Origin of the sequence: Brevibacillus sp. M2.1A (assembly GCF_013284355.2) — a bacterium.
Lineage (GTDB): Bacteria > Bacillota > Bacilli > Brevibacillales > Brevibacillaceae > Brevibacillus.
Genome location: NZ_JABSUY020000001.1, coordinates 3,052,182 through 3,067,710, shown reverse-complemented (window position 1 = coordinate 3,067,710; position 15,529 = coordinate 3,052,182). Strand labels below are relative to the sequence as shown.

Here is a 15,529-nt window from a genome sequence, read left to right as displayed (position 1 = left end):
GAAACGAAAAAGAAATGAGGTCTCCTGATGCAGCAACAACAGGTCAGACAATTTGTCGAGCGCTATTTGGCGACTTTTTCTGCCCATATCGTCGAGTCTCACCCGGATTATTTCACAGTCAAGCTCCCTGTCGAGGTGGACAAAGATATCGGCAATCGCCCTTTTTACTGGAGCTGGGTGGATAAGATGAATTTGGCTTATCAGCCATTGGTGCTCACCTTTACTTTTCATCCGGATTGCACGCCTGAAGGTTTGCGATCTGAGCATCTGCATATAGGCGCTACCCGCATGCAACAAATTTTCGCTTCAGCCAAAAAGCACGGCAGCTTTGTCTGTATGTACGAGCAACAAGGGGGCCTTTTAGGTAATGCAGGCAAGCGTAGGTCAACCCCTCTCGTGCCTTGGCTCGGGATGAATTTAAAGATTTCTCTGCTCTGTGACAAGCGACGGGACATTTTATTGTACCTGGGGATTAATTTGCATCAGCCACGGCTGGTGACGGATTTCACATCGTTTTTATTTTCACTTTCCCTGACCCCTGCGATCCCTGACTACTACTACACATTGGATCGGAAGGTTACCATACAGGAAGCCCTCCAAATGGCACAGCAGGAAGTCGAACATACACTGGAACAAGAAGATCAGCAATGGGCAGAGGAAGCGCGCACACGTTTGCGTGAAGAGTTGGCCATCTTGGAAGCGTACTATGAAGAATTGGCACGACGCGAACCGGAAAATCAGCAGACAAACACAGACGAAGCCGAAGAAGAAGAAGCAGAGCAGCCGGAAGCTCAGCCGTCACTCGAGCAAGAAGCTCTGCACCCCGAGCCTGATCCAGCTGGACCAACTTCTGTCGAACAGCCCGTATCTTTTGACGAATACCGGGCGTCTGGCGGACGAATCCTCGACTTTTTACGTACAAACGGAATCCCAATCACTCCACGCGAAGAGGTTAATCAAGCAGAGTGGAAAAAGAGCACACCAGATGAGGAGCGACAACGCAGAAAAGACGAGCTGGCATGGCAATACGAGCCGCGGATCGAGGTTTCGTTCATTAATGGTGGCTTGTTCTATTTATCTTCCGTTCCTCCGCTCATGCGGTCATCGAAAGCAAAAAGCATGCGACATCTCCCCGCATCAGGGCGAATCATGTAAAAGATCAACGAGAAAATGTGAAACAGAAAAGACACGTTGCAACAAATCTTTTTGTCATAGCTGGTTACAATAGGAATAGGTTAAGCCTTTACAAAAGGTGGTGCATAGTTGTGACCAGACGATTTTTTCCTTTTATCGCTGCTCTTTTGGCTCTAATGCTGCTTTCCTCACCAGCTTTTGCACAAGACGAAGCAAGCTGGGACAAGCAATTCCAAGCACAAATTCGAGAATGGATGGATGCGATCGCAAGCCGAGACCCTCAATTCAAGCAATGGCAAGGCGCAAAGACGGACGTGCAAACACTTGGTGCAGGACAGCATCAATGGCTGGTAAGTATAAAAAAAGCGGACAAGCAAGTAGGATATTTGGTGGTAGGAGAAGCACCTGATTCCACTACCCATCAAAAATTTGTTCTGCTGGAATACGGTGTCGGGGAGTACATCTTGTTCGATGACGCTTTTGCTCCGAAGGAAATCGCGGCAGAGCCAGTTTATGACGGGTTCGCTTCCTACTGGCTGATCACCCAGAAGTCAGATACACAAATGGTCAATGCAAAAACGGGAGAAATGTATCCCACTTCTTTTCAAATTAGTGAACCCGCTGTCGATGCTTTTGCAGACGAGCAGCTCATACAAAATGGCCAACGCCTGACTCAAATGAGAATTTTAAGCGCAGCCGAGTCTGATCCTTTTGATCATATCGGGTGGGTCAGCCAAATGAGTACAACGGATACGGACGTGTCCTGGAACCAATTATGGCAGCAAGATTATACCTCACCGGTAACATTAGCCGTCCCGATTCATCAGTCACAGGTTTTGGCACCCTTTGTCGTGGGGTCCCTGCATTTATGGAATGATCAAAATGCTTATGTCGGTGTATGGGATGAGGGCCTGCGCTTTGTTCCGTATTCGTATGCCCATCGCGTCGGACGATTTTTCGTAAACGAAACAAGCTCTCCTGCCGAATAACCGGTTGGAGAGCTTGTTTTTTACGTTTTCTATTCACCGATGTTCTGTAGGAGAGAGACGTTCATGAACGGCATGAAAAATTTCATTGACCGTCATACCCTCTGCATTAATGACGGGAGCTCCAGTAATCGTTTTGTTTTGATCACCCAGTACGTTGATATCCTGTCCTGTAATGACAATCGCATCTACCACCTGCTGCCAGTTGCCCAGATCAACAACTTCGTAACCATTTTGACGCAGCATCTTGCACACTTCAGACAGGGAATTTTCTACCGCTACTCTCGCCATATGCACCCTCCGTCTCGTTCATGATAGGTTTACGAATTTTATTTGCGCCACAACAATCGAATGGACATGGGAATGGCACCAAACCAGCGTGACGACCAGGACTCCCGTGGAGTCTTACGCAAACGGCGTTCATCTTTTGGGGTGTCCATGTACTGGACAAACAGTTTCGTCAGGTACTTTAAATATTCCTGAAAGGACATCGCACTTGACCTCCTTCTTACTCGTGGATTCCACCACGGCGCAAGCGCTGTCCCCTCTATTGTTCCCCGTCCTGTGTTCTTTCAACCACTTGGCTCGTAATTTCCATCACGATATCGGAAAGGCTCTTTCCTGTCGTATCCACCTGAATCGGAGCGAAATCGTATACACCTGCGCGCTCCGTCATTAAGGTTTTTACCCTGGTTGCGACTCCTCCTGCCAACAACGGCCGGCCTGTATCATTTTCCAAACGCTTGATGAGCTCCTCTTCCGTGGCATGCAGCGCGATGACGATGCCATACTCCATCATCATCTCTACATTTTGCTTCCGCAATACAGCTCCTCCCCCAGTTGTTACTACCTGAGATCCTACTGCCAGTAATTGCGCCAGACGTTTCGTCTCAACGTCTCGGAAATACGCTTCTCCTTGATCCGTGAAGATTTCTGGAATACTCCGACCTTCACTTTCCACAATCGCATCATCCAAGTCCGTATGCTTCATTCCCAAAGAGGCAGCGAGTGCGGCGCCAACCGTGGTTTTTCCCGTTCCCATAAATCCGACCAACACCAGGTTTTTCATTTTGTTTCTGCCGCCCTTCCAATCGTTTGGTATGTATTGATCTTCACCGTTTTTTGTTGTTGATTGTACGCTGTCTCATATCCCAATGCTTTTTCAAAAAAGGACAGTGGAACCATCGTACGTTCTTTGATCTCAATTAACGGGCTGCCTAGATCGATTCGCTTCCCATCTACGTCAGCAAAGCGCTCCCGTTCCTTTATAAATACCTCGCGTCCATTTCCTTTTACGCGGATCATTTGTTTCTTGTCGTCCCAGCTAATCGCTAATCCCATTTTCTCACCGAGCTCTCGCAACGGGATATACACCGTATTTTGGGTGACCCGAGCTGGAATCGATGGATAAAAACTCATGTTATTAATGATTGTGGTGATATAGGGTTCCAATTGAACAGCACCAAAGCCATTCTTATTTGCACTGTTGGTATACAGGGTGAAATATTTCGCTTCCCCTTGCAAGGTTTGTCCAAGCGCCTGATCGAGATGCTCTGCACCAATGACACTGCCATGATAATTTTGCTGGACGCGCTGCAAGAATCGCTTATAGGCATCGTCACCAATTTTGCGGCGCAGGTTGTCGAACAGGAGTGCTCCCCGGGAATACCAGGTCAGCTTAAACTCTTCTTCGGTGGCAAACCTCTGCAATGGCTTGTCGAGCTTTCCATTTGGATAACGCTCTTGCAAACGTTTAACATCCCGGTTGTACGTATCCAGCAGAGTCGTAGCTGATTGAGCACCATAACGCTTCTGCAAGTAATGGGAAACACCGAGCTCTACCAGCCCCTCATCAAGCCACCCATGCGAGGACTCCAAGGTAGCTACACTGTTGTACCACCAAAGATGTCCTACCTCATGCGGCAGCCAATGATCGATCAAATTATTGTGATGCATGTCTCTTTTGAACACAGCGAGGTTTGCGTATTCCATGGCGTACGTCGTTCCTGAACTTGTTTCCGCAATCGCCACATGCGGATACGGCAACGGTCCATACATGTCGATGAAAGTAGGAAAGACCGATTGGGCAATGGTCTTGATTCGTTCAATGTTACCTTTATCCACGGAAGCAATGTCCACCGTTAAATTCGGAGCAAATTGAATCGTTTCAATGTGATAAAGCGGACTTCCCACCAATCCAAAGTTCAACAGATTTTTTGCTTGATAATGGACTTGCTGCTTATTTCCACCGATTGACTTCGTTTGCCCTCTGCCCCACGAACTGACCCATTTGTAGCCTTGTGGAGAGGTAAATGACACATCGTAATCTCCATAGTGGTAGACGAATGGATCACCAAAATCAACGCGTTGCGGCGGGTCATACCAAACGCCTTTTTGATTTTGGGCCCCAAGCATCGGGTACCAAGTCGTCAACGTCCATATATCGTCTTTGACCCCAAAACGTGTGCCTCTGCGTGGAACCGGGTTCTCGAATTCAATGGTTAAGGCGCCACGAAGCTCCTTACCAAGAGGATTTGCCAGCTTCACCAGCGATTGACCACGTTCAAAAGAAAGCGGCTTGTCCTTGTAGCGAATCGACTTCACCGTCATTTTGTTCCAAAGGTAATCGTAAATATACAATCGTACATCTGGCGTTTTCGGATTATCGAACTCCAATGTCATGTTTCCGGTTATTTTTGCTTCAGACGTATGTAATTCAGCTTGAATCTTATATACCGGGTTTAAATCCTTTACATAAGACGGCAGAGGCGGATCATATGAAAATGGATCGACGAACGTTTGCTCCCCCTCAGGTGATTGATTCATGGCAATGATTTGAGAAATGGCTGGCCAATACGCGACGACCCCAACTGAGCCGAAAAAAACGAGGATCGTCACGCATACGAGCAAGCTGGTTTTATGTAGTGATTTCATGACAGCCCCCATATAATAAATCGCCCGGCGGCAGGCGCTATATGTTTTTGTTTCATTGTAGCAAATATATGTCAAACTGAGTAGAAATTCAGGAGATTCTGTAGAGAAAACGCCTTATTTGGCGATGATCTTTCTGCGAAAATAAAAAGCCGCCACTCATTGTATCGTAATGATTGGCAGCTTACTTTAGTATTTACCAGGTTTCGTACATAATTTTTCCGGTCTGGCTCAGATCATATCCCCCAACTGCTTCCAGTTCCTTTTGAAATGGACGCGACCCGAGAACATCAAGCACTGCCTGAATGAGCTGCTCGTTGTCCTTGTTTTTCAACAAGACGAGGTCATATCGCTCACGAATAGTTGGGACAAACTCCACTCCGACGAGTGAAGCTGCCTTTTCAATGCCCACCCCTACGTCTGCCTCGCGCCGTGCTACTACCCCTGCGACTGCCAGGTGATTGGACTCTTCCCGTTCATAGCCAATCACGTCACTCCCCGCTATTTTTGCCAATCGAAACTGCTCTTCAATCAACGTGCGTGCACCTGACCCTTTTTCCCGATTGACCATGCGAATGCCCGGCTTCGTGAAATCGCTCCATGCTTTCATCTGTTTCGGATTGCCTGCCTGAACGTAAAATCCGGCCCAACGTGACAACATATTGATGACAACATAACGATGCCCACACAAAATGCGACGAATATACGGGACATTGTATTCATTGGTATCCCCATCGTACAAGTGAGTGCTGACGATATCAGCCTTACCCGTATACATCGCCACAAGGCTGTTCAGAGAGCCCACGTACGAGCGAAGCGGTCGGTATGCCTCATCCTTTTTCTCCAAATGCCCAGCCAGTAGGTCCAAGCTCACATCCTGCCCGCTGATAATGATATTCCGACCTGTGCCAGCCTGCTCATGTCGTGACGTCTGCTGAGCTTGTCCTGCCTGCGGGATGCTGACGGCTGAGGCTTGTCTGTATTCCCCCTTTGCCTTCGCCTTGTACGCTTCCAGATCGCTTTCGTCTACGCGCATTTGCCGACCGACCCGATATGCAGGCAGCTCGCCTTTTTTAATCAAGTCGTAGACCGTCAGCTTAGAAATACGTAGAATTTTTGCTATTTCTTCGGTGGTGTAAGAATTTTGTTGACTCATGTCCCGCCTCCGTTATCTCCTTTGCTCTATTTTCAAACAAGTGTCGTAAAATCGCAATTGATTATTCATTACGAATCCATATAATCTAGTTATGTCCAGTTATAATTAATTATAACTAAATATAGTTATGGAGGTCCTTTTTTATGAAGAAGCACTGGTTAGCCTTATTGACAGCATTTTGCTTGATGCTGACTGCTTGCTCAACAACGCAAACAGCGCCACAAACAAGTGAGCCAGCCAAAACCGATGCAGCAAAGGTAGAACTGATGATTTCTGCTGCTGCCAGCTTGACAGATGCCTTGAATGAGTTGAAAACCCAATACGAAACGGAACACCCGGGAACGACCCTCACCTTTAACTTCGGAGGCTCTGGCAAACTCGCCACACAGATTACACAAGGCGCTCCGTCTGACGTATTTTTGTCTGCTAGTAAAAAAGACATGGACGGTCTAGCGGAACAGCAACTGATTGCCAAAGACACACGCCAAGACTTCACGCAAAACTCGCTTGTTCTCATTGCTGGTAGCACAAGTGCTGTCGCTATCTCTTCTTTTGAAGAGCTGAACAACTCAGCAATCAAGCATATTGCCGTTGGTGAGCCTGAGACGGTCCCGGCAGGACGATATGCAAAAGAAACATTGGATACGTTGAAAATGTGGGATTCTCTTTCGGCACAAATGGTATTTGGCAGCGATGTTCGCCAAGTCTTGACCTTCGTAGAATCCGGTAACGCCGAAGTCGGCATTGTCTACTCCAGTGATGCCGCAGCTTCGAAAAATGTTAAGGTATTGGCGACAGCAAAGCCTGAATGGCACAAGCCGATCGTTTATCCAGGTGCAGTCGTCAGCGCATCGAAGAACCCAGATGCAGCAAAAGCTTTTCTAGCCTACTTGACAAGCGATAAAGGAAAAGCGATCTTACAGAAGTACGGGTTCCAATAAACCAAACGAATCGAATTGGAGGTGGCAAGCGTGATCGAAACCAATCTTACTCCTTTGATGCTTTCCCTTAAAGTTGCTGCGCTCTCCACCTCCTTTGTTTTTGTCCTGGGGATGGTTTTTGCAAGGTGGATGACACAAAAAGATTTTTGGGGGAAGAATGTGCTGGAGTCCTTCTTTTTGCTTCCGCTTGTTCTTCCTCCTACTGTTGTTGGCTTCGGCTTGTTGCTGCTTTTCGGAAAAAATGGTTTTCTCGGTCAGCTTCTGCATGAATGGTTCAATATTACCGTCGTCTTTACGCTGACAGGAGCCGTTATTGCCTCGATTGTCGTTTCCTTTCCGTTGATGTATCAGAGTGCAGTCGCTGCCTTCACGGGAGTGGATCGTCGTTTGGAGAATGCGGCACGCACGATGGGTGCTTCCGAATGGCGATTATTCTGGACCGTTACCTTTCCGTTGGCTTGGCCTGGCCTGTTGGCAGGGTTTGTTCTTTCTTTCGCACGTGGTTTAGGGGAGTTTGGCGCTACGCTGATGCTCGCAGGCTATATCCCTGGGAAAACCGATACGATTCCCGTCGCCATTTATTTTGCTGTTGAGGCTGGTCAAATGGATAAGGCATTGTTTTGGGTCGTCATTATTGTTTCCTTGGGGATGGGTACGACTCTCTGGCTGAATTGGTGGAGTCGTCGCAATGTGCGCAGGTACGCCAATCAAAAGTAAGGCAGGTGAATGGTCATTGCTCTTTGTCCACATACAGAAGCGTTTGCCTGATTTTACTCTGGATGTGTCCTTTTCGGTGCAAAAGGAAATTGTCGTGCTGTTCGGACCATCCGGCTCTGGCAAAACAACGATATTGAACAGTATTGCAGGTCTGGTTCATCCTGATACGGGTGTGATCCAATTAAACGAGAACATCTTTTATCGAGAAGGACAGAAGCCGCTACCTGTACAAAAACGCAACATCGGGTATTTATTTCAAGATTATGCGCTGTTCCCTCACATGACCGTCGAGCAAAATGTTCGCTACGGCTTGAAAAAGGGGCATGAGCTGAATGTAGAACCATTGTTGTCCACGGTAGGAATCGATCATCTGTTGCAAAAATATCCTCACCAGTTATCCGGGGGACAAAAACAACGGGTGGCACTTGTACGAGCGCTGGCGACTGAACCAGACATCCTGCTCCTTGATGAGCCTTTATCCGCGCTGGATGCGGATACCCGTAAACAATGCCAGGATGAGTTGCTTCGCCTTCACGCCATGTGGAACATCCCGTTTCTGCTGGTCACCCATGATCGTGAGGAAGCCGAGAAGCTCGCCAATGTCATTTTCCTGATTGACAACGGCACAATCAAAGAACGGAAAAATGAAAAAAGCCATTCAGCAACGTCCCTCTCCCGATAATGGGATGGCATTGCTGGATGGCTTTTTACCTATCGAGCTGTGATTGGTTCAATTTTTACATCGTTTTGCTTTGCCCACTTATGTACTTCGCCAAGGAATTGCAGTACGTCATGGCTCTCGTGATGGACACAAAGGGTATCGGCTGCCAAGTCAATGTGCTCGCCATTAACCGTCATTACTCTTTGTTTTAAAACGAGCTGACGTGTCTGCTCCATGCGTTCTTCCTTGCTGATCAGCACGCTTCCTTCCAACTCACGCGGGGCCAATCGACCATTCGGCAAATAAGCCCGCTCTGCAAATACTTCCTCTGCCACCTGTAGCCCGTATTCCAAGCCTGCCTCTACAAGTTTGCTGCCGGACAGTGCATAGAGGATCAGCTCTTCATCAATATCCGCAATGGCTTGAACTACCGCTTCGGCGAGCTCTGGGCGTTCAGCCGCTTCGTTATACAGCGCGCCATGCAACTTTACATGGTGAAGCTCCCCGCCGAGTGCTTTTGTAGTTCCAGCCAAGGCTGCAATTTGATACAGCACCAGCTCATACACTTCATTGACAGACAAGTTCATCGAACGACGTCCGAAGCCTTGAATATCTGCATAGCCGGGATGTGCCCCGATTTTCACATCATGCTTGAGTGCAGCTTCGATTGTTCTGCAAATAATATGGGGATCCCCTGCATGCAATCCGCAAGCAATATTAACGGAGGTGATCCATTTCATAATCCCCAAATCCTCTGATTGTCGACCTCTACTGAAGCCCTCTGCCATATCGCAGTTAATATCCAGATGAATCATGTATGCTCACCTTTCTTTCACTAATCCATCTCTTGAAAACGCATTCATGCGCGTGACTTCTCGTTTTCTTCCACTTTAGCATACCATGTACGCCAGTTTAACAAAAGCAAAAAAGCTGCCGAAAAATGGCAGCTTATGAACAACTTATGTCGAACCAACGGTTGCTTGACTGCTTTCTTCTGTCTGTAAGGTCTCTGCTAGTGCCATTACCTGGTTCTTTTCTTGTTTATAATCGTATTCCTTTGCCTTATCCGGTCTGGCATTGTTGTACTCTACCGGGATCTCGTGGCGATGGGAACGTTCAATTTTCGTTACAAAGTGCAGCTTTTCCATAATGCGAATCGTTTCGTCCAACAAATTGGCATCCACATACATCGAAACGTAATTTAAGCGCTTGGAGATGTAATGAATGGTGCCAAATTTGCGTAAATTTTTGGCGGCACGCGTGTTTTTCACCCACACGGCGACCCCCAGACGTCGCTCTCTCATGTTTGGCCGTCGGTCTCCTTCCCAATCGTGGTATACTTACTGGTGAAAGCTTATTACAGAAAGGAATCGTGGTCTATGCTGGCTACGTTTTATCATCAATTTGAGGAAGCGCTTCACCGCGAAAAAATCGTGACCCATAGCAGTTGGCAAACATATGCAGGCCAGCTCTTTTTCTATGTATGCAGTACGCTCCCTGCTCCTCTCTTAACGAAGCAACTCATGGAAACAGGAGAGCGCCTGACCACTGATACCAAATTACAGCCAGAATGCATTTACGTGCGTTCAGATGACGTGCAACACGTGTATCGCTTCCGCTTTCGTGTACCTGACGAAAAGCAATTTTGCTGTGGCAATCTTTGTGAAAACTGTTTTCTGCTGCGTCAAAATGAATCTGGAACAGCGTAAATTACGATGGCTTTTTCACGCTGCAGCCACAGCTTCCGCCTGTCCCGCAACCGCTGCCCTGCGCCTCTAAAAACGGATTGTTGCTCGGTACCTTGATCGTTTCCGAGACGGAATGAGCAATGGTTCTACTCACCTGATACAAGAGTTCATCCAGAGCATCTTCTGCTCGCTTGAATGCCTGTACGGAATCCCTCAGTTCAATGCTGCGTTTCAATTCCCGTACTTCTTTGGATATATGATTGTAATCCGGGTGATACTTCCCGAACCGTTGCACATCTTCGTACTGTTCCTTCTTAGCCTCGAACACGACGAGCAGACGTTGCACTTCCTCATCTGCTTCCATTTGGCGTTTGGCCTCCAGATACTCTGAGACCTCGCGCGATTGGTTAATCATCGTGGACAGCTCATGAGACTCCATGATCAACTGTGACATATCCACAGCTTCCAATGTTTCCATAAAGCGAGACCTCCTTTCGCCGTAAAGCTTGAAAACTTTACGTCATTCCTGATTGTATCACGATGCACACCCTTAGTACAGATATTCGGGCACTACAATGCGCACTCGCTCGATGTTCTCGAGACGGTAAGACTGTTTGCCGCCCTGTCCTGCAATCGTAACCATCCAGTACCCCATTTCCAGGCGTACCTCTGTTGGTAGCCCGCGCAGCTTTTCTTTTCCACTTTGCTGGATCTCGACTTCCAGCTTCAGTTCTATTGCGCGCTTAAACAAATCCCGCATCGATTGTGGATGATACGATTGGAAATGCTTCGTCCACATTTTGGGAAGTGCTGCGATTTGCTCATTTTGCTCAGGGAACGTGTTTTCTATAGCATAACCGTCCCAGGGCCGTTCAATGAGAAGCAGGCCCTTATTTCCCGCTTGACTGTTTTGAAGTGGCTGGAGCTCCTTGCCTGCACTAGCAACATGCGCCAGTACTTGTGGTTCATAACCGAAGTGCCGTAGTAAACGAATCAATTCTTTTTCCTGCGTGAACGGAATCAAAAACGAAGTCGGCGAGATCACTTGGGTAAGAAATGGCCGAAAATCAGGAATTTCGCGCCATTCCTCCAGAAATCCAGCATGTGCTGTCCGCACGAGGAAGTACGGCTCCATTTGAATCTGCCTCGCTGTTCTCGCCCATTGGCTCACAACCTCAATCAAGCTTTCAGGCAACGGATGAACACAGGAGGCACGGAGCTTTTCGATGACTTGCTCCTCCGTCCCTCCTTGGGCCAAATACGATTGCAACAGCCTTGCTTGCAATTCACCCCGAATCAATTGCCCATCAAATTGGAGCTGGCAAAATCGGCTGATCTCCCATACTTCCAGCAACGGGACAAGCGGAGGGATTGTAATGGCACCTGTGGGGTCCACAAACCAGCCTTCCTCCGCCGACAATCGCGGCAAGCTGCTCCAACGCCAAAAAATCATTCGATTCTCGTCCATTCCGAGCTGAATCCATCCCAAGCCTAACAGCAAATGCAGCCATTGCTCCACAATCAGCTCCCCTGCATTGTCGGGCAATGGGAATCCGGCGTCTTTTAACATGCGCAATTGCTCATGGATGGAGCACCACTGCTCGACTGGAACCTGTCTCATCAATTGAATAAAAAATTCCCACCAGTCGCCATGCGGCAAAAATTGTTCCATGACGAGTTGGTACATCTCTTCCCAACGTACGAGGGGAGGTTGCTGCAGCCATTGCTTCGTTCGATTGAGATCGAGGACAAGTTCCCGCTCTTCCCTATGCACCAAGCCCAGTCTGAGCGCAATATCGAGAACAACGGTCAAGGATAAGCCCTCTCTCTGTTCCTGATCGATCGGCGGAATGATGATTCCTTTTACATGCTCATCTGTTAACGAGAGCAGCGGCAGCATTTTTTGCGACATCCTGCGATGAATACTTCCTTTTTGCGTAATGGGAATTTGGTTGTCCCGAACAAACAACAAAAGCCCAAAAAGATCCAGCTGTATCCCTCTGCCTGCTGATATATAATAAGGGAGCGTTTTTGAAAGAGAAACAAAAGCCTGAGAGGCTTCCGGCAGCATTAGATTCGTCAACTGCTCGCGAACCTCCTGTGGCATCAAATAGCCAATTTCACTCCACATTTTCCGTACAGTCAAGATCAGTCCAAGCCGTCGCAATTTCGTCAAGCCGACTGACAGATGTCTGTGCTCTTTTGCCGTTTCGCGTTCCCAAGTTCGTTTGCTAAAAAAACCTCTCGTCGCTTTGGTTACGAAAAGCCGGATAACGGTTCGTTCCAACTCATCTGCCTGTCTCCATACTTGCCCAATAAAAACCGGGTCCAATAATCTCGCTGTTAAATCTTGCTCTTCGGCAATCTGATATCGTTTGGTTTGTTCATGTAGAATCGCTTGTCGCGTTGATTCGGACAGGTATTCCAGCGAATCCTTCACACGCACGCCTGTCACCTCGGTCTATATGATGTTCGATTCATTACTTTTACCAATTGGAGGGATCTTGATGTTGCATGTATTTCCTAGTTTACTCTTAACGGCAACCTTGGCAGTAACGGGTACACAAGTCTTGTCACCTCAACATCCTACCGTATCTGAGCCTGTGGGGAAAGAGGCTGTACAAGCAGATGCTGTTTACGAAGCCGTTGCTGCTCCCTATCCTCCTGCCGTGCAGGAAGCTTTGAAAAAAGTTCGAAAAACTGGCGGACACACCATTGTTCGTGCCAATGGAAAATCCTATGTTGTCGTGGGTGCAGGACAGCGCCCTACAGGAGGATATCGTTTAGTGGCGGATCAAGTCAAGCGGACTGGCCCACATGCCTTTGCCGTACACGTTCGGGTACAAGCACCCGCTCCAGGTTCGATGAAAACCCAAGTCATCAGCTATCCGACTTTGGTGATTGCCCTGCCAGACCAGCAAGCAAAAGTCAGTGTGCATATGCGTTAGTCTATCCATGAAAAAAGCCGACAGTTCGAAAGCCACAAGGCGTATCGAAGTCGGCTTTTTTCCTTTTCCCTACAGTACCCTTTGCTTATCAGGGCTTTACCTCAATGGAAAAGCTCTCTGCAACACCATACGACTCGTGGTTATTATGGGCCAATTCTACCTTGACCTCATGCTTCCCAGCAGGGATATCCTTCAAGACATAGCTAGGCTCAAATACTTTGGCGATCTTTTTGCCGTCGAGGTACAGATGTACATGACCTTCCCCGTGCTTGTTTTCTTTTCCCATGTTTTCGAGGGAAAAAGAGAAGTTCGTAACAGCCAATTTGAGCTGCAAATCATCTTTCTCAAGGGTATGCGTCACAGCGAGTGTCGGCGCTGCATGATGAGCGTGCGACTCGTCTGCTACCACTTCGGTTTGCGCTTGTTGGTTCGCATACACAAACCATTCCACACCAGCCGCAATGGCAATCAATAGAAACAAGCGGAAAAGAAATCGTTTGGTTTTCACCGGAGCTGCTCCCTTCCAAAATGAGTCTTACCCCAGTGTGCCCGACTCCTGTTTGGTTCATTCATCCATTTTTACTGCATGATCTCCCCTGCTATCCATACATACTCAGCTTTCCAATAGGCAAAAGTAACCACAAGATGCTTTGGGGAGGTCATTGACTGCTTATGAATACATCGAATGAAACTCTTTCTATTTTTGCATTAGGAGGAGTATATGAAATCGGCAAAAACATGTACGGGATTCAATATGGGGATGAAATTGTCCTCATCGATTGTGGCTCGAAGTTCCCGGATGAGAGTTATTTAGGAATTGATCTGATCATACCGGACATTAGTTATCTGCTGGAAAATCAAGAAAAAGTCCGAGCCTTGATTGTCACGCATGGGCATGAGGATCACATCGGGGGCATTCCTTATTTTTTGCGACAACTAAACGTCCCTGTGTATGGTACCCGCTTAACGTTAGGTCTTATCGAATTAAAGCTCAAGGAGCATAATTTGCTTCATCAGTCCACCCTCATCTCCATCGATCGTGACTCTACTATTTCATTGGGCTCGCTCTCGATCAGCTTTTTTCAGACGAACCATAGCATCCCAGATTGCTTGGGCGTTGTATTTGAGACAAAAGCAGGCTCCATTGTGCATACGGGCGATTTTAAATTTGATTTAACACCGGTGCATAAGCAATCCCCCGATTTGCACAGAATGGCTGAAATCGGTCAGAAAGGCGTATTGGCTTTGTTGTCGGAGAGCACCAATGCGGAGCGTCCAGGCTTTACCCCGTCAGAAAAACACGTAGGCGATCGTCTGTTAGAGGCATTTAGTAAGGCACAGCAGAAAATCTTTGTCTCGACGTTCGCTTCCAATGTATACCGTCTCCAACAAGTCATTGATGCCGTAGAAGCAACGAATCGAAAGCTAGCTTTGCTGGGCCGAAGTATGGTCAATGTGGTCAAAATCGCATCGGAACAAGGCTATTTGCATATTCCAGAAGACATGCTGGTGGAAGTAGAAGAAGTAAACGAGCTCGATCCAGCCCGTGTTGCTGTTCTGTGCACGGGAAGCCAAGGCGAACCGATGGCTGCTCTATCCCGGTTGTCGACCTCCGGCTATCGGCACGTGAAAGTAGAACGCGGCGATACCGTCATCCTCTCTTCATCCCCTATTCCAGGGAATGAACGAAATGTAGCGCGCATCGTCGACAACTTGTTTATCATGGGTGCCAACGTTATTTATGGCTCCGGGACGGGCATGCATGTATCTGGTCATGGCTTCCAGGAAGAATTGAAGCTCATGCTCACTCTCATGAAGCCAAAATACTTTATCCCCATTCACGGCGAGTATCGGATGCTCCATCAACATCGTCTGTTGGCTGAATCTGTCGGCGTTGATTTCGAGTCCATTTTCATTGTGAATAACGGAGATGTCGTGGATATTCAGGACGGTGTGGCTATGCAGGAAAGAAAAATCCCTGCTGGAAATACGTTGGTGGATGGTTTAGGAATCGGTGATGTAGGGAATGGAATATTACGGGATCGCAAACATCTTTCGGAAGATGGCATTCTCGTGATCGTTGTGACGCGCAGCAAAACCGACGGCAAGATTTTGTCGGGTCCTGACCTTATTTCTCGCGGATTTATCCATGCCCCGGAATCGGAGGGCCTGTTGGAAGAAGCGACTCGCATTGCATCCGAGGTGATCACCAATTTGCAGGAAGCAAATGTGAGCCAGTGGAACCGCTTGAAACAAGGAATGCGGGAATCGATTGGGAAATTCGTGTATGCCAAAACAAAGCGCAGACCCATGATCCTGCCGATTATTATGGATGTGTGAGGGAAAAGCCTTCTTTTAGGAGGGCTT

Annotated in this window: 18 protein-coding genes; 8 read left to right on the top strand and 10 right to left on the bottom strand. The window is 47.8% G+C overall.

Annotated elements, in window-relative coordinates:
* Nucleotides 1–27: 27 nt before the first annotated feature.
* Both HP567_RS15155 and HP567_RS15150 read left to right on the top strand, forming a co-directional pair.
* Complete coding sequence (locus HP567_RS15155) at nucleotides 28–1,155, top strand: YqhG family protein (RefSeq protein ID WP_173609636.1); 1,128 nt, start codon at nucleotides 28–30, stop codon at nucleotides 1,153–1,155.
* A 110-nt stretch (nucleotides 1,156–1,265) separates the two neighbouring features.
* Nucleotides 1,266–2,123, top strand: a complete 858-nt coding sequence (locus HP567_RS15150; protein ID WP_173609637.1) for a hypothetical protein — start codon at nucleotides 1,266–1,268, stop codon at nucleotides 2,121–2,123.
* A gap of 33 nt (nucleotides 2,124–2,156) precedes the next feature.
* Here the strand turns inward: HP567_RS15150 and HP567_RS15145 are convergent, their stop codons facing one another.
* The 5 genes from HP567_RS15145 to HP567_RS15125 form a co-directional block, all read right to left on the bottom strand.
* Entirely contained in the window at nucleotides 2,157–2,411 is a 255-nt protein-coding gene (locus HP567_RS15145) for a YkuS family protein (protein WP_106785704.1), read from the bottom strand.
* A 38-nt stretch (nucleotides 2,412–2,449) separates the two neighbouring features.
* Nucleotides 2,450–2,611, bottom strand: a complete 162-nt coding sequence (locus HP567_RS15140) for a YqzE family protein (protein ID WP_007725773.1) — start codon at nucleotides 2,609–2,611, stop codon at nucleotides 2,450–2,452.
* Between the two features lie 56 nt (nucleotides 2,612–2,667).
* Nucleotides 2,668–3,189: a shikimate kinase gene (locus HP567_RS15135; RefSeq protein ID WP_173609638.1), complete on the bottom strand. Its 522-nt coding sequence runs from the start codon at nucleotides 3,187–3,189 to the stop codon at nucleotides 2,668–2,670.
* Nucleotides 3,186–5,054, bottom strand: coding sequence for a stalk domain-containing protein (locus HP567_RS15130; RefSeq protein WP_173609639.1), 1,869 nt, complete (start codon nucleotides 5,052–5,054; stop codon nucleotides 3,186–3,188). The genes HP567_RS15135 and HP567_RS15130 overlap by 4 nt, the downstream gene beginning before the upstream one ends.
* Before the next feature lie 193 nt (nucleotides 5,055–5,247).
* Entirely contained in the window at nucleotides 5,248–6,207 is a 960-nt protein-coding gene (locus HP567_RS15125) for a helix-turn-helix transcriptional regulator (RefSeq protein WP_173609640.1), read from the bottom strand.
* A gap of 143 nt (nucleotides 6,208–6,350) precedes the next feature.
* On the opposite strand from HP567_RS15125, the gene modA reads away from it, so the two are divergent.
* The 3 genes from modA to HP567_RS15110 are packed head-to-tail and all read left to right on the top strand — an operon-like array spanning nucleotide 6,351 to nucleotide 8,547.
* Nucleotides 6,351–7,148: a molybdate ABC transporter substrate-binding protein gene (gene modA / locus HP567_RS15120; protein WP_173609641.1), complete on the top strand. Its 798-nt coding sequence runs from the start codon at nucleotides 6,351–6,353 to the stop codon at nucleotides 7,146–7,148.
* Between the two features lie 30 nt (nucleotides 7,149–7,178).
* A complete protein-coding gene (modB, locus tag HP567_RS15115; RefSeq protein ID WP_106785708.1) occupies nucleotides 7,179–7,865 on the top strand; it encodes a molybdate ABC transporter permease subunit in 687 nt (228 codons plus the stop codon).
* 16 nt (nucleotides 7,866–7,881) lie between these two features.
* Nucleotides 7,882–8,547: an ABC transporter ATP-binding protein gene (locus HP567_RS15110; protein ID WP_173609840.1), complete on the top strand. Its 666-nt coding sequence runs from the start codon at nucleotides 7,882–7,884 to the stop codon at nucleotides 8,545–8,547.
* Nucleotides 8,548–8,576: 29 nt separating this feature from the next.
* Here the strand turns inward: HP567_RS15110 and HP567_RS15105 are convergent, their stop codons facing one another.
* Nucleotides 8,577–9,341 carry a LamB/YcsF family protein gene (locus tag HP567_RS15105; RefSeq protein ID WP_173609642.1) on the bottom strand — a complete coding sequence of 255 codons (765 nt, stop codon included), beginning with the start codon at nucleotides 9,339–9,341 and terminating at the stop codon, nucleotides 8,577–8,579.
* A gap of 144 nt (nucleotides 9,342–9,485) precedes the next feature.
* Entirely contained in the window at nucleotides 9,486–9,830 is a 345-nt protein-coding gene (locus tag HP567_RS15100) for a YlbG family protein (protein WP_007725782.1), read from the bottom strand.
* Between the two features lie 75 nt (nucleotides 9,831–9,905).
* On the opposite strand from HP567_RS15100, the gene HP567_RS15095 reads away from it, so the two are divergent.
* The gene (locus HP567_RS15095; RefSeq protein ID WP_173609643.1) at nucleotides 9,906–10,235 is read left to right on the top strand and encodes a hypothetical protein; all 330 of its coding nucleotides are present in this window, start codon (nucleotides 9,906–9,908) and stop codon (nucleotides 10,233–10,235) included.
* A gap of 1 nt (nucleotide 10,236) precedes the next feature.
* On the opposite strand, the gene HP567_RS15090 is transcribed toward HP567_RS15095, so the two are convergent.
* Nucleotides 10,237–10,692, bottom strand: a complete 456-nt coding sequence (locus tag HP567_RS15090; protein ID WP_173609644.1) for a YlbF family regulator — start codon at nucleotides 10,690–10,692, stop codon at nucleotides 10,237–10,239.
* 72 nt (nucleotides 10,693–10,764) lie between these two features.
* Nucleotides 10,765–12,660, bottom strand: a complete 1,896-nt coding sequence (locus HP567_RS15085; protein ID WP_173609645.1) for a hypothetical protein — start codon at nucleotides 12,658–12,660, stop codon at nucleotides 10,765–10,767.
* A 61-nt stretch (nucleotides 12,661–12,721) separates the two neighbouring features.
* Here HP567_RS15085 and HP567_RS15080 point away from each other — a divergent pair, with 61 nt between their 5' ends.
* Nucleotides 12,722–13,162 carry a protease complex subunit PrcB family protein gene (locus HP567_RS15080; protein WP_173609646.1) on the top strand — a complete coding sequence of 147 codons (441 nt, stop codon included), beginning with the start codon at nucleotides 12,722–12,724 and terminating at the stop codon, nucleotides 13,160–13,162.
* A gap of 88 nt (nucleotides 13,163–13,250) precedes the next feature.
* On the opposite strand, the gene HP567_RS15075 is transcribed toward HP567_RS15080, so the two are convergent.
* Nucleotides 13,251–13,670 carry a hypothetical protein gene (locus tag HP567_RS15075; RefSeq protein WP_173609647.1) on the bottom strand — a complete coding sequence of 140 codons (420 nt, stop codon included), beginning with the start codon at nucleotides 13,668–13,670 and terminating at the stop codon, nucleotides 13,251–13,253.
* Between the two features lie 164 nt (nucleotides 13,671–13,834).
* On the opposite strand from HP567_RS15075, the gene HP567_RS15070 reads away from it, so the two are divergent.
* Nucleotides 13,835–15,502 carry a ribonuclease J gene (locus tag HP567_RS15070; RefSeq protein WP_173609648.1) on the top strand — a complete coding sequence of 556 codons (1,668 nt, stop codon included), beginning with the start codon at nucleotides 13,835–13,837 and terminating at the stop codon, nucleotides 15,500–15,502.
* The last annotated feature ends 27 nt before the right edge of the window (nucleotides 15,503–15,529 follow it).